General features: G+C 72.2%; 20 protein-coding genes. 18 read left to right on the forward strand and 2 right to left on the reverse strand.

What is annotated here, in order from left to right; translation table 11 throughout:
* Positions 1-59 precede the first annotated feature (59 nt).
* The 10 genes from AB0K60_RS23875 to meaB all read left to right on the forward strand — a co-directional run bounded on the left by AB0K60_RS23875 (position 60) and on the right by meaB (position 13628).
* Positions 60-2522 (forward strand): tetratricopeptide repeat protein, encoded by a 2463-nt coding sequence (locus tag AB0K60_RS23875; RefSeq protein ID WP_364058917.1) that lies wholly within the window; start codon positions 60-62, stop codon positions 2520-2522.
* The gene (locus tag AB0K60_RS23880) at positions 2519-4342 is read left to right on the forward strand and encodes an FAD-dependent oxidoreductase (RefSeq protein ID WP_364058920.1); all 1824 of its coding nucleotides are present in this window, start codon (positions 2519-2521) and stop codon (positions 4340-4342) included. Before AB0K60_RS23875 ends, AB0K60_RS23880 begins: the two co-directional genes overlap by 4 nt.
* Positions 4339-5286, forward strand: coding sequence for a formyl transferase (locus tag AB0K60_RS23885; RefSeq protein ID WP_364058923.1), 948 nt, complete (start codon positions 4339-4341; stop codon positions 5284-5286). Before AB0K60_RS23880 ends, AB0K60_RS23885 begins: the two co-directional genes overlap by 4 nt.
* Entirely contained in the window at positions 5258-5638 is a 381-nt protein-coding gene (locus tag AB0K60_RS23890; protein ID WP_364058926.1) for an ACT domain-containing protein, read from the forward strand. Before AB0K60_RS23885 ends, AB0K60_RS23890 begins: the two co-directional genes overlap by 29 nt.
* A gap of 132 nt (positions 5639-5770) precedes the next feature.
* Positions 5771-6574: a dienelactone hydrolase family protein gene (locus tag AB0K60_RS23895; protein ID WP_364058929.1), complete on the forward strand. Its 804-nt coding sequence runs from the start codon at positions 5771-5773 to the stop codon at positions 6572-6574.
* A 57-nt stretch (positions 6575-6631) separates the two neighbouring features.
* Positions 6632-7633 carry an S-methyl-5-thioribose-1-phosphate isomerase gene (gene mtnA / locus AB0K60_RS23900; protein WP_364058932.1) on the forward strand — a complete coding sequence of 334 codons (1002 nt, stop codon included), beginning with the start codon at positions 6632-6634 and terminating at the stop codon, positions 7631-7633.
* Positions 7634-7717: 84 nt separating this feature from the next.
* Entirely contained in the window at positions 7718-8488 is a 771-nt protein-coding gene (locus AB0K60_RS23905) for an N-acetylmuramoyl-L-alanine amidase (protein WP_364058935.1), read from the forward strand.
* A 93-nt stretch (positions 8489-8581) separates the two neighbouring features.
* The gene (locus tag AB0K60_RS23910) at positions 8582-10417 is read left to right on the forward strand and encodes a methylmalonyl-CoA mutase family protein (RefSeq protein ID WP_364058938.1); all 1836 of its coding nucleotides are present in this window, start codon (positions 8582-8584) and stop codon (positions 10415-10417) included.
* Complete coding sequence (gene scpA, locus AB0K60_RS23915) at positions 10414-12639, forward strand: methylmalonyl-CoA mutase (protein WP_364058942.1); 2226 nt, start codon at positions 10414-10416, stop codon at positions 12637-12639. Before AB0K60_RS23910 ends, scpA begins: the two co-directional genes overlap by 4 nt.
* Complete coding sequence (gene meaB / locus AB0K60_RS23920; RefSeq protein WP_364058945.1) at positions 12636-13628, forward strand: methylmalonyl Co-A mutase-associated GTPase MeaB; 993 nt, start codon at positions 12636-12638, stop codon at positions 13626-13628. Before scpA ends, meaB begins: the two co-directional genes overlap by 4 nt.
* Positions 13629-13751: 123 nt before the next feature.
* Here the strand turns inward: meaB and AB0K60_RS23925 are convergent, their stop codons facing one another.
* A complete protein-coding gene (locus AB0K60_RS23925; protein WP_364058948.1) occupies positions 13752-14474 on the reverse strand; it encodes a TetR/AcrR family transcriptional regulator in 723 nt (240 codons plus the stop codon).
* A gap of 119 nt (positions 14475-14593) precedes the next feature.
* Here AB0K60_RS23925 and atpB point away from each other — a divergent pair, with 119 nt between their 5' ends.
* The gene (gene atpB / locus AB0K60_RS23930; RefSeq protein ID WP_364058951.1) at positions 14594-15388 is read left to right on the forward strand and encodes a F0F1 ATP synthase subunit A; all 795 of its coding nucleotides are present in this window, start codon (positions 14594-14596) and stop codon (positions 15386-15388) included.
* 79 nt (positions 15389-15467) lie between these two features.
* On the forward strand, positions 15468-15833 hold the full coding sequence (locus AB0K60_RS23935) for a hypothetical protein (protein WP_364058954.1): 366 nt from the start codon (positions 15468-15470) through the stop codon (positions 15831-15833).
* Between the two features lie 12 nt (positions 15834-15845).
* On the opposite strand, the gene AB0K60_RS23940 is transcribed toward AB0K60_RS23935, so the two are convergent.
* Positions 15846-16649: an ABC transporter ATP-binding protein gene (locus AB0K60_RS23940; protein WP_364058957.1), complete on the reverse strand. Its 804-nt coding sequence runs from the start codon at positions 16647-16649 to the stop codon at positions 15846-15848.
* 108 nt (positions 16650-16757) lie between these two features.
* On the opposite strand from AB0K60_RS23940, the gene AB0K60_RS23945 reads away from it, so the two are divergent.
* The 6 genes from AB0K60_RS23945 (at position 16758) to AB0K60_RS23970 (ending at position 23695) form a co-directional block, all read left to right on the forward strand.
* On the forward strand, positions 16758-17585 hold the full coding sequence (locus tag AB0K60_RS23945) for an IclR family transcriptional regulator (protein ID WP_364058960.1): 828 nt from the start codon (positions 16758-16760) through the stop codon (positions 17583-17585).
* 84 nt (positions 17586-17669) lie between these two features.
* Positions 17670-18749, forward strand: a complete 1080-nt coding sequence (locus AB0K60_RS23950; protein WP_364058963.1) for an ABC transporter substrate-binding protein — start codon at positions 17670-17672, stop codon at positions 18747-18749.
* A gap of 176 nt (positions 18750-18925) precedes the next feature.
* Complete coding sequence (gene ilvD / locus AB0K60_RS23955; RefSeq protein WP_364058966.1) at positions 18926-20635, forward strand: dihydroxy-acid dehydratase; 1710 nt, start codon at positions 18926-18928, stop codon at positions 20633-20635.
* Positions 20636-20689: 54 nt separating this feature from the next.
* Positions 20690-21985, forward strand: a complete 1296-nt coding sequence (locus AB0K60_RS23960; protein WP_364058969.1) for an FAD-dependent oxidoreductase — start codon at positions 20690-20692, stop codon at positions 21983-21985.
* Positions 21986-21995: 10 nt separating this feature from the next.
* Positions 21996-23276: an aconitase X catalytic domain-containing protein gene (locus AB0K60_RS23965; RefSeq protein WP_364058972.1), complete on the forward strand. Its 1281-nt coding sequence runs from the start codon at positions 21996-21998 to the stop codon at positions 23274-23276.
* Positions 23273-23695, forward strand: coding sequence for a DUF126 domain-containing protein (locus AB0K60_RS23970; RefSeq protein ID WP_364058975.1), 423 nt, complete (start codon positions 23273-23275; stop codon positions 23693-23695). Before AB0K60_RS23965 ends, AB0K60_RS23970 begins: the two co-directional genes overlap by 4 nt.
* Positions 23696-23697: the final 2 nt, after the last annotated feature.

The following is a 23697-nucleotide window of genomic DNA, read 5'->3' on the forward strand; positions in this document are numbered from 1 at the left end:
TTCGTCGGCGATGGGCGCATCGGACGGTTTTGCGTAACGCTACTCTCGGGCTCGTCACCATGGCCGCCACCGTCGCCGGCGTACTGGCGGGCTTCTCCCAATCTCAACCCGAACTAATCGCTCTGATCAGTATGGCCGGTCTGTTCGCGGCCGTCGCCGTGATCATAGAGGCCACCCAGCGCCGGAGCGACGTGGAACCCATGGGGAACGGCGCTCCCCGCGCGGTGCAGGACGGCGAATTCGGCGTCGATCTGTTTCAGCTTCCCGCCGACATTCATGATTTCGTCGGCCGCGAGGGGCTGCTCACCCGCCTGGACGATCTGCTGACCGGATCGTCGTCGGACAAGGCGGTGCGCATGGTGCGGATCACCGGCCAGCCCGGGGTCGGCAAGACGGCGCTCGCCGTGCACACCGGGCACCTGCTGCGGCACCACTACCCCGACGGGCAGCTCTACGTCGACCTGCGGGGCGCGGAGGCCCGGGCGCTGGACCCGCGTGAGGTGCTCGCCGGCTTCCTGCGGGAGCTCGGCGTGGCGCGGGCCGCCGTCCCTGAGGGGCTGGAGGAACGCGCCCGCCTGTTCCGCGCCCGCCTCAGCGGCAGGCGCGTGCTCGTCATCCTGGACAACGCGGCCGACGAGGCGCAGGTCCGGGCGCTGCTGCCGGGCTCGCCGGGCTGCGCCGTACTGATCACCAGCCGGAGCAGCCTCGCCGGCCTCGTCGGCGCGCCGCTGGTCGAGGTGGACGTGCTCGGCCTCGCGCAGGCGGCCGAACTGCTGCGCAAGATCGTCGCGGACGAGCGCGTGGCCGAGGCGCCCGCCCTCGTCACGGAGATCGTGCAACTGTGCGGCCTGCTGCCGCTCGCCGTGCGGATCGCCGGCGCCCGCCTGGCGGCGAAGCGTCACTGGTCCCTGGCCGCCTACACCAGCAGGCTGCGCGACGAGCGGCTGCGCCTGGGCGAGCTGCAGGCCGGGGACCAGGCGGTCCGGGCGGGGTTCGCGCTCTCCTACCGCGCGCTGGACGAGCACGAGCGGCGGGTCTTCCACGCCGCGGGCGTCCTCGACGGGCCCGATCTGACCGCGTGGATCGTCACCGCGATGACCGGCATCCCCGAGGCGGAGACCGAGCGGATTCTGGAGCGGCTGGTGGACATCCACCTGATGACCGTCGGCCGCACCGCGGTCCGCTCCCCGGCCCGCTACCGGTTCCACGACCTGCTGCGCGTCTATTCGCGTGAGCGGCTGTCGGAGGACGCCCCGCAGGGGGCGCGCGAGGCCGCGCTCGCCGCCGCGCTGCGCGCGTACACGGTGGTGGCCGAGCGCGCGTACGCCCTGGTGGAGCCGGGGGAGGTCCGGCTGGACACCGAGGAGCACGACTGGTGGCCGGCGAACGACCCCGACCTGCTCGCCACCTTCCTGCGCGACCCCGAGCGCTGGTTCGCGGTCGAGCGGCCCTGCCTGGTGGCGGTCCTGGAGCAGGCGTTCGACGCCGGCATGCAGGAGCTCGCCTGCCGCCTGGCGCTGCCGCTCTACGGCGCGTTCACCGTGGGCGCGCACTGGCACACCTGGCAGCGGGTGTTCGGCAAGTCGCTGCAGACGGCGCGCGAACTCGGCAGCGAACGCCTTGAGGCGCAGGTGCTGCTGCGCCTGGGCGATGTCTACAAGAACAGCGGGCGGGTGGACGGCCCCGGGGGCATACCCGATCCCGATCGGGAGGACGTCAGCGCCGCCGCGTTCCTCGAACGCAGCCTGGCGATCTTCCGGCGGCTCGGCGACCGGCAGGGCGAGGTCGCCGTGCTCCGCAGGCTGGGCGGGGTGTATCGGGATCTGGGGAGGTACGACCGGTCGCGGGAGTGCTACGAGGCGGGTCTCGCCGCCGCGGCCGCGCTGCCGTCCAGCGACGCCGTGCGGGCGTACCTGCTGCGCGGCTTCGGCGCCCTGCTGCGGATCCAGGGCGAGTACGACCGCGCGGCGGCGTGCTTCGACGAGGCCCTGATGGTGTTCGGCGACATGGGGGCGATCCGGGGGGAACTCGGCGCGTTGCGCGGGCTCGGCGAGACCCGGCTGCGCCAGCGGCGGTGGGACGACGCGGAGTACTGCTTCACCCGGCATCTGATCATGGACCGCAAGCTCCAGGACCGCCACGGCGAGGCGCACAGCCTGCGCGGCCTCGGCGAGGTGTACGCGGGCCGGGGAAAGAACGGCCTGGCGATCCGCTACCTGTCCACGTGCCTTCCGCTGTTCCGCGAGATCGGCCACCGCGCCTCGGAGGCGGAGACGCTCGTGATCCTGGGCCGCGTCCAGATGCGGGAGGGCCGCCCCGCGGCCGCGCGAAAGGCGTGGCGGCGCGCGACCGAGATCTACCAGGAGCTCGGGCTCCTCGAAAGCGCCCGGCCCCACCTCGGGGCGGGGCCGTGGATGTGGGCCCGCGCGCTCACCGTCCGCCCGATGCGGCTGCTCGCCCGCCTGGCCCGGCTTGACCGCGCCATCGGTTCTCACGCAGGTGATGGAGGTGGTAGGGAGTGACGTTCTCGGCACTGGTGACCTTCCCCGTGGACGGGCCGACCAGAGCGCTGCTGACCGACGACGGCACGGCCGACCGGCAGGGCGGCGCAGTGGACTACCGGCCGGAACTCGACGGGAGCGAGCCCTCGCGGTTCGCGCGGGCGCTGGGCGCCGCCGGGCCCGACGCGCTGATCGTCCGGGAGCCGCCCGACGCCGAGGCGATCGCCGCGTGGCGGGCGGCGGCTCCCGGCCGCCCGCTCGTCCTGGTGGTCGCCCCTCGGGCCGCCGATCGGCTCGCCTCGAACGGGGCGGAACGTCAACCAGCGGATCGTCAACCAGCGGAACGTCAATTGGCGGAATCCGGCATCGAGTGCGCCGTGCACGACGATCCGGAGGCGGAGGACTGGTCCGCGCTGGCCCTCGCCGAGCGCCTCTGGAGCACGCGCCGCACGGCCGAGGCACGGCCCGTCCCCGGCGGGCCCGGCGACGGGCCGTCGGTGCTGATGGTCGGAGCCGGCATCGTCAACCTCGTGACGGCCCTCGCCCTGGTCCACGCGGGACGCCGGGTCACCATCCTCGACGCCAGGCCGGACCCCCGGGTCCCGCATCCCTGGACGGCGTACGGCTGCACGGTGGGGGGCGGCAACGCCCGCATGTTCACCTACACCGAGGCGGACGGCTACCACCTGGGGGACCGCCTTGACGGCGGCCGGCTGCGCAGGCCGGTGTCGCAGGGCGGCTGGCGACTGGGCGACTTCAGCCGCCCGGCCCCCGACGAGGTCGACTGGCTGCGCGACTGGGAACAAACGCCGTCCTGGCTGGCGACCTGCCTGGCCGAGGACAACTACCGGGTCAACCGCATGGCCGAGCACGGCTGGCGTCTGCTCATGGCGGCCGAATCGGGGCTGTTCGCGCGGGCCGGGCTGCGCGACGGCATCGTCCGGCTGTACTCCGACGAGGATCGGCTGGCCTGGGACATCCGCCGCCATCGGCGGCTCGGCGCGCTGGTCGGCGTGCTCGGTCCCGAGCAGGTGAAAGATGCCCAACCGGCGCTCGCGGGCGGGGACGCGATCGTGGGCGCGCTGGCGGTGAAGGGGTTCACCGTGCGGATCCACGATCTCGTCCGGGGGCTGCTCGACCTGCTCGAACGGGCCGGCGCCCGCCTGCGCTGGCGCGTGCCGGTACGCCGGATCGAGTGGGACGACGAGCGGCGGGTCGCCGGGCTGGTGGACGGGCGGGGCCTGCTGCACGAGGCCGACCACTATGTCCTGTCGCCCGGGGCGTACGCGGGAGATCTCCTGGCGGGGCTGCACTGCCACCGGCGGATCCACGGCATGGTCGGCGTCTGGCATACCATCCCCGACCCCCGGCGGCGGCTGACCCGCTCACTGAAGATCAGCCGAACCGGCCATGTCGCCGCCGACGCCAACGCCACCGTGAGCACCGGGCGGCGGGGCGAACCCGTCATCGTCATCGGGTCCGGCTACGGATGGACCGGTCACGACCCGGACAACATCCTGCCCGACGAGCTTGAGTCCTTGTACCGGGCGGCCGAGGACACCTCGCGCGCGTTCTTCCCCCAGGCGTACGACGAGGGCGGGGTCGGGCCGACGCGGAAGCTGTGCGTACGCCCCTGGACGGCGAGCAACCTCGGCATCTTCGAAACCGCGCCCGCCAGGGGCGGCGGGCTGCTGATCGCCACGGGAGGGCACAACACCGGAGGTTTCGCCCAGGCCCCGGCGGTCGCCGACGCCGTCCTGGCGGCGCTGCGCGGCGAGGACCACCCCGTGCACGCGCTGTGCGACCCGCTGCGGCTGAGCCGATTGCTGGGCACCGCATGAGGGTCACCCGAGACGGCGGAGTGTTCACGGCGACGCCGGAGCGGCCGGGCGACCGGCTGCGCCTGGTCCTGCTGATCTCCGACGACCCTCAGCAGCGCTACCTGCGGGACGTGCTCGCCGCCCGCTTCGAGGTGGCCGCCGTGGTCGTGGAGCCTTCGGCGGCGCAGCAGCGACGGCTGCGCGTCACTCGCAGGTGGCGGGCCTACCTGTGGCGCGGCTACCAGATCCTCCGGCAGCGGCTGACGGGGCGGGCGGCCTACCGGCGGTCCTACTTCCGGGCGGCGTCCGTCGCCGCCTCCCGCACGGCGCCCGCCCACGGCGACGCCGGCCGTCGGCGGCCCTCGGTCCTGACCGTGGACTGGATCAACGCCCCCGCCGTACGCGCGCTGCTGGACGACGTCCGGCCCGACGTGCTCGTCGTCTGCGGCACCTCCTACATCCGGCCCGGCACGATCGCCGGGCCGCCGCTCGCGATCAACGTGCACGGGGGCGTGCTGCCGTGGTACCGCGGCAACCACGGCGTGTACTTCGCCTTCGAGGCCGGCGACTTCGCCCGCGTGGGCGCGTCGCTGCATCTGGTGACGGCGGACCTGGACGGCGGCGAGCTCCTCGATGTCGTGCGTCCGCCGTTTCGCCCGGGGGACCAGGACGAGCGCCTGTACTGCCGTGCCTTCCGGGCGGCCACCCGCCGCCTGGAGGCCCTGCTCGCCCGGCTGGAGCAGGGCGGTCCGCTGCCGGTGCGCCCGCAGTCCGTCCGCACGACCCCGTACCGGCACCGGGACCGTACGCCGTGGCGTGAGCTGCGGCTGCTGTGGCGCCGCCTGACGGGGGCGCATGCCCCCCTCGCGGGGGCGGGCAGTGGGGACGCGTTTTATGGGGATAGGGGCGAAACGGTGGGGGAAGGAGAGGAATGCCATGTCCAGGGACCTGACGATCATCCTTGACGACCGGCCCGGCGAGCTCGCCAAGCTGGGGGAGGTCACCGGCGAGGCCGGGGTGAACCTCCGCGGCCTCGCCGCGTTCACCGGCGAGGGCAGGGGGGTCGTTCACGTGCTCGTCGATGACGAGGACGCCCCGCGCTGCCACAAGGCCCTCGCGGGGGCCCACATGGGCATCGCCGACGACCGGCCCGTGCTGGTGATCGACATCGAGGACCGGCCCGGTACGCTCGGCGAACTCGCCCGCCTCCTGGCGGAGGCGAACGTCAACATCGACCTCGCCTACACCGTGTTCGGCGGCAGGAAGATCGTCATAGCCACCGACGACGTCGAAAGCGCCCGCGCCGCGCTTTCCTGACGAACCCGACAAATCTGACGAAGCCGACGGCGAAATCGTCGACGCCCGTTCGTAAAATGCTTTATCGGAGTTCGCCCATTGGAAATTCCGGCGTATCAGGTCAGGCGGATTAGCCTGGATTAGCCTGGTCGCATGGAAGAGAACAATCGGCCACTCGACGGCTGGGACAGGTGGGAATTCACCGCGCACGGCATTACCCACCCCGTCTACCGGCGCGGATCCGGCCCCTGCGTCATCCTGCTCCCGGAGATGCCGGGAATGACCCCCGAGGTGATGACGCTGGCCGGCCGATTGGTGACCGCCGGCTTCACCGTCGCCGTCCCCTCCCTGGTCGGCACCCCCGGCCGCGCCCAATCCACCGGATACACGCTCTCCGTGGCCGCCCGCGTCTGCGTCTCCCGCGAATTCCGCGCCTTCGCCCGCGACGAGAACCGCCCCGTCGCCGCGTACCTGCGCGCACTCGCCAAGCACCTGCACGGCGAGCTGGGCGGCCCCGGGGTCGGCATCGTCGGCATGTGCTTCTCCGGCGGCTTCGCGCTCGCCGCCGCCGTCGAACCGGCCGTGCTCGCCTCCGTGCTCAGCCAGCCGTCCATCCCCTTCCCAGTGACGCGCGCGGCCCGCCGCGACCCCGGCTGCTCCCGCGAGGAGCTCGCGGCCGTACGCGACCGCGCGCGCCGCGGGGAGTTCCGCGCGGCCGGGCTGCGCTTCTCGCACGACCGCGCCGTCCCGCCCGAGCGCTTCGCCGCCCTGCGCGCCGCCCTGGGCCCCGCCTTCGAGGTCATCGAGATCGACTCGGGCCCCGGCAACCCGCACGGCTTCCCGCCGTCCGCCCACACCGTGCTGACGGGCCAGTACGTCGACAAGCCGGGCCACCCCACCGTCGAGGCCCTGCAGCGCGTGGTCAACCTGCTCCGGTCCCGCCTCGCCCCGGAGTAAGTCGGCGCCCGAACCGGTTGGCGCCCGAACCGCGCCCGAATTGGTAGCGTCGCGCGCGTGCGCACGATTGACTGGGTCGACGGCGCCATCGAGCTCGTCGACCAGACCCTGCTGCCCGACGAGTGCGTGGTGCTGCGGATCGAGACCGTCGACGCCCTGATCGACGCCATCCGCCGCCTCGCCGTCCGCGGCGCGCCCGCGCTCGGCGTGGCCGGGGCCATGGGCGTCGCCCTCGCCGCGGCCACCCTCGACGACCCGGCCGAGGCGATCGCCCGGCTGCGCGCCGCCCGCCCCACCGCGGTGAACCTCGCCTGGGGCGTCGATCAGGCCGCCGCGTGCCTCCCGGACGCCGACGCCGCGCTCGAACGCGCCCTGGCGATCCGCGACGACGACATCGCCGCCTGCCGCTCGATGGGCGAGTACGGCGCCGATCTCCTCGCCGACCTCGCCCCGGCCCCGGCCCGCGTCATGACCGTCTGCAACACCGGCGGCCTCGCGGCGGTCGAGCGCGGCACCGCCCTCGGCGTGGTCCAGACCCTGCACGAGCGCGGCGCGCTCGCCGAGGCCCTGGCGCTGGAGACGCGCCCGCTGCTGCAGGGGGCCAGGCTGACCACCTGGGAGCTGGCCCGCATGGGGGCGCCGCACCGCCTGGTCGTCGACTCGGCGGGGCCGTACCTGCTGGCCACCGGCCACGCCGACGCCGTGCTGATCGGCGCCGACCGGATCGCCGCCAACGGCGACACCGCCAACAAGATCGGCTCGTACGCGCTCGCCCTGGGCGCGGCGAGGGCCGGGGTGCCGTTCGTCGTGGTCGCACCCGAGACGACGGTCGACATGACCACCCCGACCGGGGCGCACATCGAGATCGAGGACCGCGGCCCGTCCGAGGTGCTGACGGTAAAGGGTGTACGAGTAGCTCCGAAGGGTACACACACGGTAAACCCGGCCTTCGACGTAACCCCCCACGAGCTGATCACCGCCATCGTGACCGATCGCAGGGTGGTCAGGTTGGCCCAGGGCGAGACGCTGTCGTCGGTCCCCCAGGGCGCGCGTCGCTGAACTCACCCCTATAGAACTGAACTCACCCCTATAGAAGGGGTGTCTCCCATATGGTCGGAAAATCCCCGAAACAGGAGACACTTCGTGAGTATCGACCTGGTGTCGCGCAAGGAGTGGGGAGCCCGTGCCCCCAGAGGCTCCTACTCGACCCTGAGATCCACCAAGGGCGTCAAGGTGCACTACACCGGCGGGCGCGTGGACCCGGCCATCGTCGACGACCACTCCCGGTGCGTGACCCTCGTACGGCAGATTCAGAACAGCCACATGAGCGGCAACGGCTGGATGGATATCGGCTATTCGCTGGTGGCTTGTCCCCATCGGAAGGTCTTCGTCGGCCGAGGGCTCAACCACCTTCCCGCCGCCAACGGCCCCGGCCTCAACTCGGGCCACTACGCCGTGCTCGGCCTGGTCGGCTCCTCCGGCCTGACCCAACCGCCCGACGACATGCTGCACGGCATCCTCGACGCGGTCGAGTACCTGCGCGCCAACGGCGGCGCGGGCCGGGAGATCAAGGGCCACCGCGACGGCTTCGCCACCGATTGCCCCGGCGAGCCCCTCTACTCCTGGGTCAGGCGCGGTGCCCCGCGCCCCGGCTCCGGGCAGCCCGCGCCCGAACCCGATCCCGACGAGATCCCCTGGCCCGGCCGCCTGCTGCGGTACCCGCCGATCATGCGCGGCGACGACGTGCGCACCTGGCAGGAGCGCCTGCGCGAGCTCGGCTACGAGGTCGAGGTGGACGGCGCGTACGGCCCGCAGACCCGCGGCGCCACCCGCGAGTTCCAGCGCGACCAGGGCATCGCCGTGGACGGCGTGGTGGGCCCCGAGACCTGGGAAGCCGCCTTCGAGATCCGCTAAATCGGGATAAATGGTGAAAAATTTAGCGTGCCGGGACGTGCCGTAGATGCCCCCGGCGTCGGCCGTCCCCAGACGCCCACCTACTATCCAGGCATGACAGTGCCGTCTGAGGAACTGCGGCTCGCCTCCGAGTTCCCGCCCGCCGACAGAGACCGGTGGCGGGAGCTCGCCTTGGCCGTGCTGCGCAAATCGGCCGAGGTGGACGACCCGGAAGCGGCGTTGTCCACGACCACCTACGACGACATCACGCTGCGCCCGCTCTACGACGCCTCCGATCTGCCCGCCGGGACGGGCGCGGCCGGGCTGCCGGGGCTGCCGCCGTACACGCGGGGCGCCCGTCCCGAGGGCGGCGTCGCCTCCGGCTGGGACGTGCGGCAGCGGCACGCGCACCCGGACCCCGCCGTGACCCGCGAGGCCGTGCTCGCCGACCTGGAGAACGGCGTCACCTCGCTGTGGCTCGTCCTCGGCGAGGACGGGCTGGAGGTGGCCGCGCTGCCCGGCGTGCTCGACGGCGTCCACCTCGACCTCGCCCCCGTCGTCCTGGACGCGGGCCCGGCCACCGCCGAGGCCGCCGACGCGCTGCTGCGCCTGCTCGCCGACCGCGGCGTGGCCCCGGCGGGCGGCAACCTGGGCGCCGACCCGATCGGCCTGCGCGCCCGCCTCGGCGCCGTGCCCGACGGGGCCGGCCTCGACACCGCGGTACGGCTGGCGCGGCGCTGCGCGGCCGACCACCCCACCCTGCGCGCGATCACCGTGGACGCCACGCCGTACCACGACGCCGGCGGCAGCCACGCCGAGGAACTCGGCTGCTCGATCGCGACCGGCGTGGCCTACCTGCGCGCCCTCACCGACGGCGGCCTGAGCGTGGCCGAGGCCCTGGGCCAGATCGAGTTCCGCTACGCAGCCACCGCCGACCAGTTCCTGACGATCGCCAAGCTGCGCGCGGCCCGGCTGCTGTGGGCGCGGGTGGCGCAGGAGTGCGGCGCCGCCGAGCACGGCGCGCAGCGCCAGCACGCGGTGACCTCCTCGGCGATGATGACGGCCCGCGACCCGTGGGTGAACATGCTGCGCACCACGATCGCCTGCTTCGCGGCCGGGGTGGGCGGCGCGGACGCGGTGACGGTGCAGCCGTTCGACGCCCGGCTCGGCCTGCCCGACGCGTTCGCCCGCCGCATCGCCCGCAACACCTCGGCGCTGCTGGTCGAGGAGTCCGGGGTGGCCCGGGTCATCGACCCCGCCGGGGGCTCCTGGTTCGCCGAGCGCCTCACCGCCGACCTCGCGGCCAAGGCGTGGGAGTGGTTCCAGCGGATCGAGCGCGCCGGGGGAGCCCTGGCCGCGCTGGAGGAGCTCATCCCCGAACGGCTCGCCCGCACCTGGGCGAAGCGCTCGAAGGCGATCGCGCACCGCCGCGACCCGATCACCGGCGTCAGCGAGTTCCCCAACCTGGCCGAGAAACTCCCGGTCCGCACGCCGCGGAGGGAGCCGCAGGGGGGCGGCCTGCCCAGGGTGCACTACGCCGAGCCGTTCGAACGCCTCCGCGACCTGTGCGACCGCCTGCCGGAGCGCCCGAAGGCGTTCCTCGCCACGATCGGCCCCGTCTCGGCGTACACGGCCCGCGCCACCTTCGCCGCCAGCCTCTTCCAATCCGGCGGCGTCACGACCGTGGACGCCGGGCCGGGCACCGACCCCGCGACGATCGCCGAGGCGTTCCGCGCGAGCGGCGCCGCCGTGGCCTGCCTGTGCTCCGCCGACCGCCTGTACGCCGAGCACGCCGCCCCCGTGGCGGCGGCGCTGCGCGAGGCGGGCGCGAAGCGGGTCTGGCTGGCGGGCAAGGGTGGGTACGACGGGGTGGACGGCAACGTGTACGCGGGCTGCGACGCGATCGCCGTGCTGGAGACGACCCTCGACGACTGTGGAGTGAAGCGATGAGCCCCAGCGGGCACATTCCGGACTTTTCCGGAATCGACCTGTTCGCCGGCACCGCCGCCACCGGGCCGGACGACCGCGACCGATGGGCGCGAGCCGTACGCGAGACGACCGGCAAGGACCCCGAGGACCTGGTGTGGGAGACCCCCGAGGGCATCGCGGTCCGGCCCGTCTACACCTCGGCCGACCTGGACGAGCTCGCCGCGTCCGGCGAATACCCCTTGTCCACCTATCCCGGGATCGCGCCGTACGTGCGGGGGCCGTACCCCACGATGTACGTCAACCAGCCGTGGACGATCCGCCAGTACGCGGGCTTCTCCACCGCCGAGGAGTCCAACGCCTTCTACCGCCGCAACCTCGCCGCCGGGCAGAAGGGCCTGTCGGTCGCCTTCGACCTGGCCACCCACCGCGGCTACGACTCCGACCACCCCCGCGTCGCCGGGGACGTCGGCATGGCCGGGGTCGCGATCGACTCGATCTACGACATGCGGCAGCTGTTCGACGGCATCCCGCTGGACAAGATGAGCGTGTCGATGACCATGAACGGCGCGGTGCTGCCCGTGCTCGCGCTCTACATCGTCGCCGCCGAGGAACAGGGGGTGGCCCCCGAGCAGCTCGCCGGGACCATCCAGAACGACATCCTCAAGGAGTTCATGGTCCGCAACACCTACATCTATCCGCCCGCCCCGTCGATGCGGATCATCTCCGACATCTTCGCCTTCACCTCCAAGCGGATGCCGAAGTTCAACTCGATCTCGATCTCCGGCTACCACATCCAGGAGGCGGGGGCCACCTGCGACCTCGAGCTCGCCTACACCCTCGCCGACGGCGTGGAGTACCTGCGCGCGGGCGTGGGCGCGGGCCTCGACATCGACGCGTTCGCGCCGCGCCTGTCGTTCTTCTGGTGCATCGGCATGAACTTCTTCATGGAGGTCGCCAAGCTGCGCGCCGCCCGCCTGCTGTGGGCCAAGCTGGTCAAGGACTTCGGCGCCAAGAACCCCAAGTCGCTGTCGCTGCGCACGCACTGCCAGACCTCCGGCTGGTCGCTCACCGCCCAGGACGTGTTCAACAACGTGGTGCGCACCTGCGTCGAGGCGATGGCCGCCACCCAGGGCCACACCCAGTCGCTGCACACCAACGCCCTGGACGAGGCGCTCGCCCTGCCCACCGACTTCTCCGCCCGGATCGCCCGCAACACCCAGTTGCTGCTCCAGCAGGAGTCCGGCACCACCCGGGTGATCGACCCGTGGGGCGGCAGCGCGTACGTCGAGAGCCTCACCCACGACCTGGCCCGCGCCGCCTGGGCGCACATCCGCGAGGTGGAGGAGGCCGGCGGCATGGCCAAGGCCATCGACGCGGGACTGCCCAAGATGCGCATCGAGGAGGCCGCCGCCCGCACCCAGGCCCGCATCGACTCCGGCCGCCAGCCGGTGATCGGCGTCAACAAGTACCGCCCGGACGCCGACGAGCCGATCGAGGTGCTCAAGGTCGACAACACCGCCGTACGCGCCGCCCAGCTCGACAAGCTGCGCCGCCTGCGCGCCGAGCGCGACGAGCACGCCGTCGCCGCCGCCCTCGACGCCCTCACCCGGGGCGCCGAGACCGACGGCAACCTGCTCGCCCTGTCGATCGACGCGGCCCGCGCCAAGGCCACCGTCGGCGAGATCTCCGCCGCGCTGGAGAAGGTCTTCGGCCGCCACGAGAGCCGCATCCACACCATCTCCGGCGTGTACCGGGAGGAGGCCGGCCAGGTGGAGTCGATCCGGCGGGCACGCGAGGCGTGCGACGCGTTCGAGGAGGCCGAGGGCCGCCGCCCCCGCATCCTCGTCGCGAAGATGGGCCAGGACGGCCACGACCGCGGCCAGAAGGTGATCGCCACCGCGTTCGCCGACCTCGGCTTCGACGTCGACGTGGGCCCGCTGTTCCAGACCCCGGAGGAGGTCGCCCGCCAGGCCGTCGAGGCCGACGTGCACGTCGTCGGCGTCTCCACGCTCGCCGCCGGGCACCTCACCCTGGTCCCGGCGCTGCGCGAGGCCCTCGCCGAGATCGGCCGCGACGACATCATGATCGTCGTCGGCGGCGTGATCCCGCCCGCGGACTTCGACGCCCTGCGCGCCGCCGGCGCCTCGGCCGTCTTCCCGCCGGGCACCGTGATCGCCGACGCGGCCCTCGACCTCCTCAAGGAGCTGTCGATCCGTCTCGGCCACTCCACGACGGCGGCATGACGCGCACGCCCCCCGTCGAGGACTACGTCCAGGGCGTACGCGAGGGCTCCCGCGCCTGGGTGGCCCGCGCCATCACCCTCGTGGAGTCCAAACGCGCCGACCACCGCGAGGCGGCCCAGCGCATGCTCGTCGAGCTGACCCCACTGGCGGGCAAGGCCCGCCGGGTGGGCGTCTCCGGCACCCCCGGCGCGGGCAAGTCCACGTTCATCGACGCGCTCGGCGTCCGCCTCACCGCCCAGGGACACCGCGTCGCCGTACTCGCCGTGGACCCCTCCTCGACCCGCACCGGCGGCAGCGTGCTCGGCGACAAGACCCGCATGACCCGCCTCGCCGCCGACCCGAACGCCTTCATCCGCCCCTCGCCCACCTCCGGCACCCTCGGCGGCGTCGCCAAGGCCACCCGCGAGGCGATGGTCGTGGTGGAGGCCGCCGGGTACGACATCGTCCTGGTGGAGACCGTCGGCGTCGGCCAGTCCGAGACGGCCGTCGCCGACATGGTCGACACCTTCCTGCTGCTCACCCTCGCCCGCGCCGGAGACCAGCTCCAGGGCATCAAGAAGGGCGTGCTCGAACTCGCCGACGTCATCGCCGTCAACAAGGCCGACGGCCCGCACGAACGCGACGCCCGCAAGGCCGCCCGCGAGCTCGCCGGAGCCCTGCGCCTGCTCCGCTCCGGCGAATCCGCCTGGCAGACCCCCGTGCTCACCTGCAGCGGCAAGGAGGGCACCGGCCTGGACGAGCTGTGGCGCCAGATCGTCCGCCACCAAGAGGTCCTGGAATCCTCCGGCGAGCTCACCGCCAAACGCCGCCGCTGGCAGGTCGGCTGGACCTGGACCCTCGTCCACGACCGCCTCCTCGCCGACCTCCACGCCCACCCCGAGGTCCGCGCCCTCACCGCCGACACCGAACGCGAGGTCCTCGACGGCACCCTCACCCCCGCCCTCGCCGCCGACCGCCTCCTCGAAGCCTTCTACCGCTCCCGCCACTGACCCGGCTCAGCGGCGTCGCCGTACCAGCGTCGCCGGCTCGATGGTGATCGGGAACGGCTCGGTCACCGTCACCGACTCTCCGGCCGTCACGGTGACCGTCTTCTCGGCCTCTCACTCGGCCTCTCAGTCGGCCTGTGGCAGGCTGGCGGCGATGCCGTCGAGGACGCACTCCAGGCCGAAGGCGAAGCGGTCGCCGGGGCCCATGAGTTCCTTTCCCGCCTCGGTGATCATGCGGGCGAAGCGCGGGTACTCCCCGCTTTGCAGGACCGACATGATGTACGGCGCCTGCATCGCCATCCACTCGGCGATGTCGACCCCCGTGCGGCGTCGCGCCTCGGCCTCGGCCAGTTCGCTCATCACGTAGCCCTGCACGTACGCGGCGACGGTCCCGATGATCGTGAGCATGCGGTCGACGCCGATGTCGAGGCCGTCGAGCATGCTCAGCGCGCGTTCCATCAGCCGGATGCGGTTCGGCCCGGAGGACTGCCGGCCGGCGGCGAGCGGGGCGAGCCAGGGGTGCCGGAGGATGGCGGAACGGCTGTGCTCGGCCATGCCGCGCAGGTTGGCCCGCCAGTCGTCGGTGATGGGGAGGTCGTCGGGGATGAACTCGACGGCGACCTTGTCCACCATCAGGTCGATGAGGTCGTCCTTGCCGTCGATGTAGCGGTAGAGGGACATGGTGCCCGCGCCGATCTCGGCGGCGACCCTGCGCATGGTGAGCGCCTCCAGGCCCTCCGCGTCGGCGACCCTGATGGCCGCCTCGGTGAGCTGGGCGCGGCTGAAGCTCGGCCGTGGCCCCCGGGCGGGCCGTTCCGGCCGCATCCAGACGTTCTGCCGGGCCGCCATCACATCGCCTCCATGCCAATTGCGTACGACGTACCTAGTTCTGTAACCTGTAAACCGAGTACGTCGTACTCGGTTTCCTTGCCGTAGTCCCCCGTTCCCCCATCCTTTCGGAGTGCCGCGTGCCCGCGTCAGCCGTTCCGTCCCCCCGCGAGTTCGAGCCGCCCGGCACCGGCCTGTTCGACTTCCCGCCGTTGTGGGACGGCGCGCCGTACTGGCTGACCAAACCGGTGCTGTTCGCGCTGCTCGGGGCGTTCCTGCTGTGCGCCCTGGCGTGGGCCGCGTTCGCGCGCCCGGCGCTGGTGCCGCGCGGGCTGCAGAACGCGGGGGAGTACGTCTACCTGTTCGTGCGCGAGCAGATCGCCCGCCCGTCGCTCGGCAAGGACTCCGACCGGTGGATGCCGCTGCTGTTCAGCCTGTTCACGCTGATCCTGATCTGGAACCTCATGGGAGTCATCCCCGTGATCCAGTTCCCGGTCACCGCGCACGTGGCGTTCCCCTGGGTGTTCGCGATCGCGGTCTACCTGCTCAAGCTGTACCTGGCGATCAAGCACCAGGGCGTCCGCCGGCTCTTCGCCGGGATCTTTTTCCCGCCGGGCCTGCCCAAGCCCCTCGCCATCGCCCTGTACGCGCCGATGGAGCTGATCTACGTCTTCGTGACCTCGCCGTTCACGCACGCGATCCGGCTGTTCGCGAACATGTTCGCCGGGCATCTCATCCTCGCGTTCTTCAGCGCCGTCGGCTTCTGGTTCCTGATCGAGCGGCCCACGCCGCTGGGGGCGCCCGTCGGCGTCCTCGGGGTGCTGGTGACGATCGCCATGACCGGATTCGAGATCTTCATCCAGTTCCTGCAGGCGTACCTGTTCACCATGCTCGCCGCCGTCTACATCGGGACCTCGCTGCACCCCGAGCACTGAGCGCCTTCACCGCGGTACGCCCTCGACGGTACGTTATGCCACACCAGTAACAGATGAACGGCACAAAAGAGAGCAGTCCATGGACATCGAGACCGCCCTGAAGGAAATCATGACGATCGAGGGGGCGCTGGGCGCGGCACTCGTCGACCTGGAGACCGGCATGTGCCTGGGCACCATCGGCGGCGGCGACGATCTGGACCTGGAGCTCGCGGCGGCCGGCAGCACCGAGGTCGTCCGGGCCAAGGCGCAGACGCTCGTCGCGCTCGGCATGGACGACCAGGTCGAGGACATGCTCATCTCGCTGTCGCGGCAGTACCACATCATCCGGCAGGCGTCCCGCAGCAGCGTCACCGTCTTCCTCTACCTGGTCCTGGACCGCGAACGCGCCAACCTCGCCCTCGCCCGGCACCACCTGCGCCGCATCGAGGGCGAGCTCGTCGTCTGAGCGGCGTGCGGGTCAGGCCGGCTCGGTCGCGAGCGTACGCCTCCGGTCGGCGGGGATGACCAGCGGAGTGCCGGCCTCGGGGCAGGCGATGACCTGGCACGGCAGCCCGAACACCTCCTCGACCAGCTCGGCCGTGACGATGTCGCTCGGCGCCCCCTGCGCGATCACCTTCCCGTCGCGCATCGCGATCAGGTGCGTGGCGTACCGGCAGGCGTGGTTGAGGTCGTGCAGCACCGCGACGAGCGTGCGCCCCTGCGCGTGCAGCCGGGAGCACAGGTCGAGCACCTCGATCTGGTGGGCGATGTCGAGGTACGTCGTCGGCTCGTCCAGGAGCATGATCGGCGTTTCCTGGGCGAGCACGAGCGCCAGCCACACCCGCTGCCGCTGCCCGCCGGACAGCTCGTCCACCACCCGGTCGGCGAGCCCGGCGACCCCGACCGCCTCCATCGCGGCGTTCACCGCCCGCTCGTCCTCCCGCGACCACTGGCGCAGCAGCCCCTGGTACGGGTAGCGGCCCCGGCCCACCAGGTCGGCCACGGTGATGCCCTCGGGCGTGATCGGCGACTGCGGCAGCAGCCCCAGCCGCCGCGCGGCCTCCTTGGCCGGCAGGTCGCCGATCGGCCCGTCGTCGAGGTACACCACGCCCGCGCGCGGCTTCAGCAGCCGGGCCAGCGCGCGCAGCAACGTCGACTTGCCGCACGCGTTCGGCCCCACGATGACCGTGAACGATTCATCGACGATCTCCACACCCAAGTGCTCGGCCACGACCCGTTGCTCGTACGCGAGCGTGAGGTCGGTCGCGTGCAGCCTGCTCATGGCAATTAAGCTTAGCCTAAGCTAATCAAATCACCGCCATACCCTCGGACGACGCCGGAGAACCTCCCGCTAGCCTGAACCCAGGAACGTGGAAAGGGGCGGTGACAATTGGCGAACGAGCCTCGCTCTCTCGTCCGCCGTACGTTGCGGATTCTTGAAACTGTCAAAGACGCGCCCACAGCCGGCCTGACCCTGTCCGAGATCAGCCGCCGATCGGGGGTGCCGCTCACCACGACGCACCGCATCGTGGGGGAGCTGCGCGACTGGGGCGCGCTCGAACGCGACGAGGCCGGCGAGTACCGCATCGGGCTCCGGCTCTGGGAGGTGACCGCCGTCACCCCCCGCACCGAGGGCCTGCAACGGGTCGCGCTGCCGTTCATGCAGGACCTGTTCGAGACCACCCGCCGCGGCGTGCACCTGGCGGTCCGCGAGAAGGACAAGGTGGTGTTCGTCGAGTGCTTCCTGAGCCCGGACACGGCCGCCGACCGGGCCAGGGTGGGCGGGCGGTACGCGCTGCACGCGACCGCGGTCGGGCTGGTGCTGCTCGCGCACGCGCCCTCCGAGCTGCGCGAACGGGTGATCAAGGGGCCGCTGGTGGCCTTCACCCCGCGCACCTACACGCGCGAGCGCGAGCTGCGGCAGGCGCTCGCCGACATCCGCCGGTCGGGCTACGCGATCAGCGACCGGCAGATCCACCCGGAGTACGCCTCGGTCGCCGCGCCCGTCTTCGGCCCGTCCAACACGGTCACCGCCGCGCTCTCGGTGATCGTCCCGCACGCCGAGTCCCACGGGCCCAGCCTGGTGCACCTGGTGCAGGCCACGGCGCGCGGCATCTCCCGAGCCCTGGGCGCGGGTGGAGGCCACACCGGTGGAAGCCACACCGGTGGAAGCCAAAATGGTATCCACGCGTCTTCCGCTGGCCGGAAAAACGGGTAGTCCTACGGCCGAACGCCAGCAAATCTCATTCCGGTCGGTCATGGTATGTGAATCACACCATCATGTGAGACTTAGGAGCCGATCGTGCCAATAGAGACCCCCCAGCCCTTCTCCTTCGACCGCCGGGGTTTCCTCAAGCGTTCAGCCCTCACCCTCGGTGCCGCCGTCGCCGGTTCCAGCCTCCTGTCGGCCTGCGGCTCGGATGACGCCGCCGGCGGCGGGGAGGGCGGCGCCGAGAAGGTCACCTACCTGAGCATCCTGCCCCTGGAGACCCTGTCGCTCGCGCCGGAGCTGCTCGGCGTGGCCGGCGGCTACTTCGCCAAGCACGGGCTGGACGTCACCCTGCAGGCCACCAAGGGCAGCGCCCAGGCGCTTCAGACGCTGGTGTCGGGCGTCGGCCTGGTCACCCGCCTCGGCCAGATCGACCTCATGATCGCCAACGGCAACAGGAACCAGCAGCTGGTCAACGTCGGCACCTACAACCGGGTGACGACGCTGCGCTTCGTCTACAGCAAGAAGAACCACCCGCTGGAGAAGCCCGAGGACCTGCTCGGCCAGACGATGGGCGTGCCCTCCGAGGGCGGCACCAGCGACAACGTGGTCTCCCTGGTGATGGCCAACGCCGGCCTCGACCCCAAGCAGGTCAAGCGCCAGGTCGTCGGCCTCACGCCGGGCACCTTCGAGCTGGTCGCGCAGGGCAGGCTGGCCGGTTACGTGGTGAGCACCGACACCGCGCAGATCCTCCTCGCGCAGAACTCCGACGTCGGGATCTTCGAGCCCTCCAAGTACGTCACCGCCGACTCCCAGGTCTACACGGCCACCAAGGACACGGTGGCCAAGAAGCCGGAGACGCTGCGCAAGTTCATGGCGGGCCTGCACGACGCGATGTCGGCGATCCTCGCGGACGAGAGCCTCGACGAGACGATCAAGACGCTGCGCAGCAAGTACAAGTTCGCCACGCTCGACAACGACGCGATCGCCAAGCAGAGCCTGAAGCTTTCACGGGAGAGCTGGGTCGCCGGCGACCCGAACAAGTCGGTGCTGGTGACCAACGAGGAAAGGTGGCTGGCCGGATACAAGGAGCTCACCAACGCGGGCCTCGTCCAGGCGGGCAGCGGCGACCCGAAGACGTGGTTCGACAACAGCTTCCTGCCCAAGTCCTGACCCGCGTACGGCGGGCCGACGGTCGTGGCCGCCCGCGCGGGCATCCGCGCGGGCGGCGCGACGGCGGGCGGCGACACGGACGAAAACCGTTCCGTTAGCCGGAAATCGGGGAGGCGCAGGGCCCTGTGCTGACATAACGCTTGTAGATGGTGATAGCACGCCCATCTGGAGCTTAAATGGCACAAACCGGCCCATACCGTCTGCGTAGCGACCTCCCCGAAGGCAGCCCGCGCTGGGCCACCCGGCGGGCCCAGTGGATCGCCTTGGGCCTCACCGACGCCGACCTGGCCAAGCCGAAGATCGCGATCGTGAACTCGTCCTCCGGCCTGGCCCCCTGCTTCAGCCACCTCGACCCGATCGCCGCCGAGGTCAAGCGGTCGGTCGAGGCGGCCGGAGGCGTCGCGTTCGAGATCCGCACCGTCGCCCCGGCGGACTTCCTGATGAGCAGGGGCGGCGACGGCGGCTACATCCTGTCCGGCCGCGACCTGGTCGCCGCCGACATCGAGGCCGTGGTCGAGGGCGCCCAGCTCGACGGCATGGTCTGCCTCGCCTCCTGCGACAAGACCACCCCCGGCCAGCTCATGGCCGCGGCCCGCATCGACGTGCCCACCCTGATCGTCTCCTGCGGCTACCAGAGCTGCGGCACCCTCGACGACGGCGAGCGGGTGGACATCGAGGAGGTCTTCCTCAAGGCGGGCCACCTGAAGTTCGGCGGCATCACCTTCGACGGCCTGTGCGAGCTCAGCTCCCGGGCGATCACCGGCCCCGGCGTGTGCACCGGCATGGGCACCGCGAACTCCATGCACATCGTCGCCGAGGCCCTCGGCATGACCCTGCCCGGCACGACCCCGGTGCGGGCCAACAGCGAGCCGATGTGGCGCGCCGCCCGGTCGAGCGGCGAGGCGATCGTCGCCGCCGTGCTCGCCGGCCGCCGCCCCCGCACCATCCTCACCCCCGAGGCGTTCGCCAACGCGGTGATGGCCGTGCTCGCCGTCTCCGGCTCGATCAACACCGTCAAGCACCTGCAGGCGATCGCCCGCGAGGCCGGCACCGACGTGGACGTGTACGCCCTGTTCGAGAAGTACGCCGACACGATCCGCCCGCTGTCGGCCGTACGCCCCAACGGCCCCGACACCATCGAGGAGTTCGAGGACGCCGGCGGCGCGCTCGCCGTACTGAAGCAGCTCGGCGACGCCCTCAACGGCGAGGCCGTCACCGTCACCGGCGACACCATGGCCGACCGCGTCGCCGCCGCCCGCGTACGCGACGAGAACGTCATCAGGCCCCTGTCCGACCCCCGCGGCGCCCACCCCACGGTCGTCGTCGTGCGCGGCACGCTCGCCCCCGGTTCGGCGATCGTGAAGCTGTCGGTCGACGAGGAACGCCCCGCCGCCTTCGAGGGCCCCGCCCGCGTCTACGACGGCGCCGCCGCCGCGATCGCCGGCATCGAGTCCGGCGAGGTACGGCCCGGCGACGTCCTGGTCCTGCGCGGCCTCGGCCCGGTCGGCACCCCCGGCATGGGCATGGCCTCCCAGACCGTGTTCGCCCTCAACGGCGCCGGACTCACCGAGCGGGTCGCGGTCGTCACCGACGGCCAGCTCTCCGGCCTGGTCAACAAGGGCATCGTCGTCGGCGAGGTGTCGCCCGAGGGCGCGCTGCCCGGCCCGCTCGGCGTGATCGCCGACGGCGACCGCGTCTCCATCGACCTGCGCGCCCGCCGCGTCGACCTGCTCGTCGACGAGGCCGAGCTGGAGCGCCGCCTGCGGGCCCGGCCGCCGCACCGCCTCCCCGCGGACACCTCGAGCTGGCTCGCCGTCTACGCCCGCTCGGTCGAGCCCCTTCCCCGCGGCGCCACGCTCCGCGGCAACGACCTCACCACCGCCTAGCCCCCGCCTGACCCCCGCCTGATGACGGCCGCGCCGTACCCCCCTGGAGAACCCATGCCGCACGACCTCACCGAGCTGAAGGTCAACACCGTCACCAAACCGGCCGGCGACCCGGCCGAGGAACTCACCGCCGACGTGTGCGTGGTCGGCGCGGGCATCGCGGGCCTGTCCGCCGCCGTCGAGGCCCGCGAACTGGGCCGCACGGTGGTGCTCGCCGACGCCCTGCCGGTCCTCGGCGGCCAGTGCGTCAACTCGCTCATCGGCCTGTTCTGCGGCGTCTACGGGAACGCTCCCGACTACCGGCAGCTCACCCACGGCATCTTCACCCCGATGTTCGAGGCCCTGGCCGCGACCGGCGACATCGCCTTCAACCGGCGGCATTCCATGACGGTCGCCTACGACGAGGTCGTGCTGAGCCGCTGGATCGAGAACCTCGTCTACGAGCTCGGCATCCAGGTCGTGCTCGGCGCGTCCGTCCTCGCCGTGGACACCGATGACGACGCGGGCCGGATCCGGGCGACCACGTTCGCCACCCGCCACGGCCGGGTGCGGGTACGCGCGGACGGCTTCGTCGACGCCAGCGGCGACGCCGCGCTCGCCTGGGAGGCCGGGCTGCCGTGCCGGGTCCCCGAGCGCACCATCTGGGGCTCCCAGCAGGTCCGGGTGGAGAACCTGCACGAGGAGTTCCGCCCCGAGCCCGCCGAGATGGTCGCCCGCATCAAGGAGAACGCCGCCCGGTACGGCCTGCCCCGCCTCGACGGTCTGGCGTTCTTCTTCCAGGGCCGCGACTGGGCCGTCCTCAACATGACGCACGTTGAGGCCCCCCTGGAGGCCGTCCGCGCCTCCCGCGCGCAGCTGGAGGGCCGCGCCCAGGCCGACCGCGTCGTGGAGTTCCTGCGCCGCGAGTTCCCCAAGGCGTTCGGCGAGGCGCGGGTGCGCAACTACGGCTTCCCCGGCCGCCGCCAGACCCGCTGGCTCGCCGCCGTACACCAGCTCACCCTGGAGGAGGTGCGCTCCGGCCACCGCTTCGAGGACGCCGTCGCCCGCACCTCCTGGCCGATCGAGCTGCACGACCGCGTGGAGGGCTACGTGTGGGAGGAGTTCGACTCCGACCACGTCCACTACGTGCCGCTGCGCAGCATGCTCGCCCCCGGCGCGCACAACCTCGTCGCCGCCGGACGCTGCGTGGACGGCGACGCCGCCGCGCTGTCCAGCGTCCGCGTCATGGGCCCGTGCGCCGCCGAGGGGTTCGCCGCCGCGCACGTCCTCGACCTCGCGCGGGACGGCAGCGTCCACGACATCGACCTCGCCGAGCTGCGCGCCCGCGTGCACGAGAACATCGAGGAGTGAGGAGGCGCCGATGAGACTGGCCGACGACGAGAAGGCGATGCTCGACGGCGCGGAGGGCCCGGCCGTCGCCGCCGCCATGGACCTGCTGGTCCGGTACGGCGAGGCCCTGGGCGCCGAGCGCCTGTGCGACATCCGCAACGTGGCCGGCACCATGACCCAGCCCTCGCCGGTGAAGGCGCGGCTGGTCCGCGAGCACGGCTGGCACAAGGCGTACGCGACCATCAACCTCGACAGCGACGGCGACTTCGAGATCCCGCACATGCGGGTGCCGACCTGCCAGCTCCAGCACGGCTTCGGCGAGGACGCGCTCGGCGTCGCCCCCTACCCGCGCGAGCTCGTCCAGCTCCAGCAGGACGCCGAGTCGTACTATGGCGCGCACGGCGTCAACATCCTCGCCACCTGCACGCCGTACCAGGTGGGCAATCTGCCGGTGCGCGGCGAGCACTGCGCCTGGATGGAGTCCTCGGCGGTCGTCTACGCCAACTCGGTGCTCGGCGCCCGCACCAACTGCGAGGGCACCGCCTCGACGGGCGCGGCGAGCCTCACCGGCAAGATCCCCTGCTGGGGCAACCACCTGCCGCGGAACCGTTACGGCACGCATCTCATCGAGGCGGCGGTGCCGGTGGACGGCTTCCTCGACTGGGGCATGCTCGGCTACTTCGTCGGCGACGCCGTACAGGAGAACCGCCCGGTCGTCGTCGGCGACCTGCGCCGGCCCGACCTGGCGGACCTCAAACACTTCGGCGCGGCCACCGCCTCCTCCGGCGGCGTGGAAATCTACCACATCCCCGGCATCACCCCCGAAGCGCCCACCCTGGAGGCCGCGTTCGGCGGCGCCGCCGTACCCGAGACAATTGTGTACGGCGAGCGCGAACGCCGGACCGTCTACGAGACCCTCAACGACCAGGGCGAGAGCACCGACGTCGACTTCGTCCTGCTCGGCTGCCCGCACGCCTCGCTCGATCAGATCGCCCGCGCCGCCCGCGCCCTGGAGGGCCGCAGGCTCAACCCCGGCACCGAGCTGTGGATCATGGCCCCGCGCGCCCTGCGCACGGTCGCCGACCGCAGCGGCTACACCGAGATCATCCAGCGGGCGGGCGGCAGGGTCCTCACCGACTCCTGCCCCGCGATGTCCCGGGTCGCCCCCGAGGGCACCCGCGTGTTCGCCACCGACTCGGCCAAACAGGCCCACTACCTGCCCGCCATCCTCGGCATCGAGGCATGGTTCGGCACCTTGGAGGAGTGCGTCGACGCCGCCGTCACCGGCACCTGGCGAGGAGAACTCACATGACCATCACGATCCACGGCCGCGGCATCGTCCCCGGCCGCGCCGAAGGCGAGGCCCTCGTCTCCCACGAGACGATCTCCGGCTGGGGCGGCATCGACCCCGCCACCGGCACCATCATCGAACGCCGCCACGAACTGTTCGGCGTCAGCTTCGCCGGCAAGATCCTGGTCTTCCCCGGCGCCAAGGGCTCCTCGGGCTGGTCCGGCTTCTTCCAGAGCACCCGCCTGCTCGGCACGGCCCCCCTGGCGATGGTCTTCACCACCCTGTCCACCAAATCGGCCCTGGGCGCGGTCGTCACCCGAGTCCCCGCGATCACCGACCTCGACAAGGACCCGGTGGAGATCATCCGCACCGGCGACCACGTCATCGTCGACGCCGACAAGGGCGTCGTCATCGTGGACCTCGCACCGCGAAACGGCTGATC

The organism is Thermopolyspora sp. NPDC052614, from assembly GCF_040678635.1.
Taxonomy (GTDB): domain Bacteria; phylum Actinomycetota; class Actinomycetes; order Streptosporangiales; family Streptosporangiaceae; genus Thermopolyspora.

Bases quoted from the DNA above. Each gene is read 5' to 3' on its own strand.
- AB0K60_RS23875 (WP_364058917.1), top strand. From the start codon at position 60: ATGGCCGCCACCGTCGCCGGCGTACTGGCGGGCTTCTCCCAATCTCAA.
- AB0K60_RS23885 (WP_364058923.1), top strand. From the start codon at position 4,339: ATGAGGGTCACCCGAGACGGCGGAGTGTTCACGGCGACGCCGGAGCGG.
- AB0K60_RS23890 (WP_364058926.1), top strand. From the start codon at position 5,258: ATGTCCAGGGACCTGACGATCATCCTTGACGACCGGCCCGGCGAGCTC.
- AB0K60_RS23895 (WP_364058929.1), top strand. From the start codon at position 5,771: ATGGAAGAGAACAATCGGCCACTCGACGGCTGGGACAGGTGGGAATTC.
- AB0K60_RS23910 (WP_364058938.1), top strand. From the start codon at position 8,582: ATGACAGTGCCGTCTGAGGAACTGCGGCTCGCCTCCGAGTTCCCGCCC.
- scpA (WP_364058942.1), top strand. From the start codon at position 10,414: ATGAGCCCCAGCGGGCACATTCCGGACTTTTCCGGAATCGACCTGTTC.
- meaB (WP_364058945.1), top strand. From the start codon at position 12,636: ATGACGCGCACGCCCCCCGTCGAGGACTACGTCCAGGGCGTACGCGAG.
- AB0K60_RS23925 (WP_364058948.1), bottom strand. From the start codon at position 14,474: ATGGCGGCCCGGCAGAACGTCTGGATGCGGCCGGAACGGCCCGCCCGG.
- AB0K60_RS23935 (WP_364058954.1), top strand. From the start codon at position 15,468: ATGGACATCGAGACCGCCCTGAAGGAAATCATGACGATCGAGGGGGCG.
- AB0K60_RS23940 (WP_364058957.1), bottom strand. From the start codon at position 16,649: ATGAGCAGGCTGCACGCGACCGACCTCACGCTCGCGTACGAGCAACGG.
- ilvD (WP_364058966.1), top strand. From the start codon at position 18,926: ATGGCACAAACCGGCCCATACCGTCTGCGTAGCGACCTCCCCGAAGGC.
- AB0K60_RS23960 (WP_364058969.1), top strand. From the start codon at position 20,690: ATGCCGCACGACCTCACCGAGCTGAAGGTCAACACCGTCACCAAACCG.
- AB0K60_RS23965 (WP_364058972.1), top strand. From the start codon at position 21,996: ATGAGACTGGCCGACGACGAGAAGGCGATGCTCGACGGCGCGGAGGGC.
- AB0K60_RS23970 (WP_364058975.1), top strand. From the start codon at position 23,273: ATGACCATCACGATCCACGGCCGCGGCATCGTCCCCGGCCGCGCCGAA.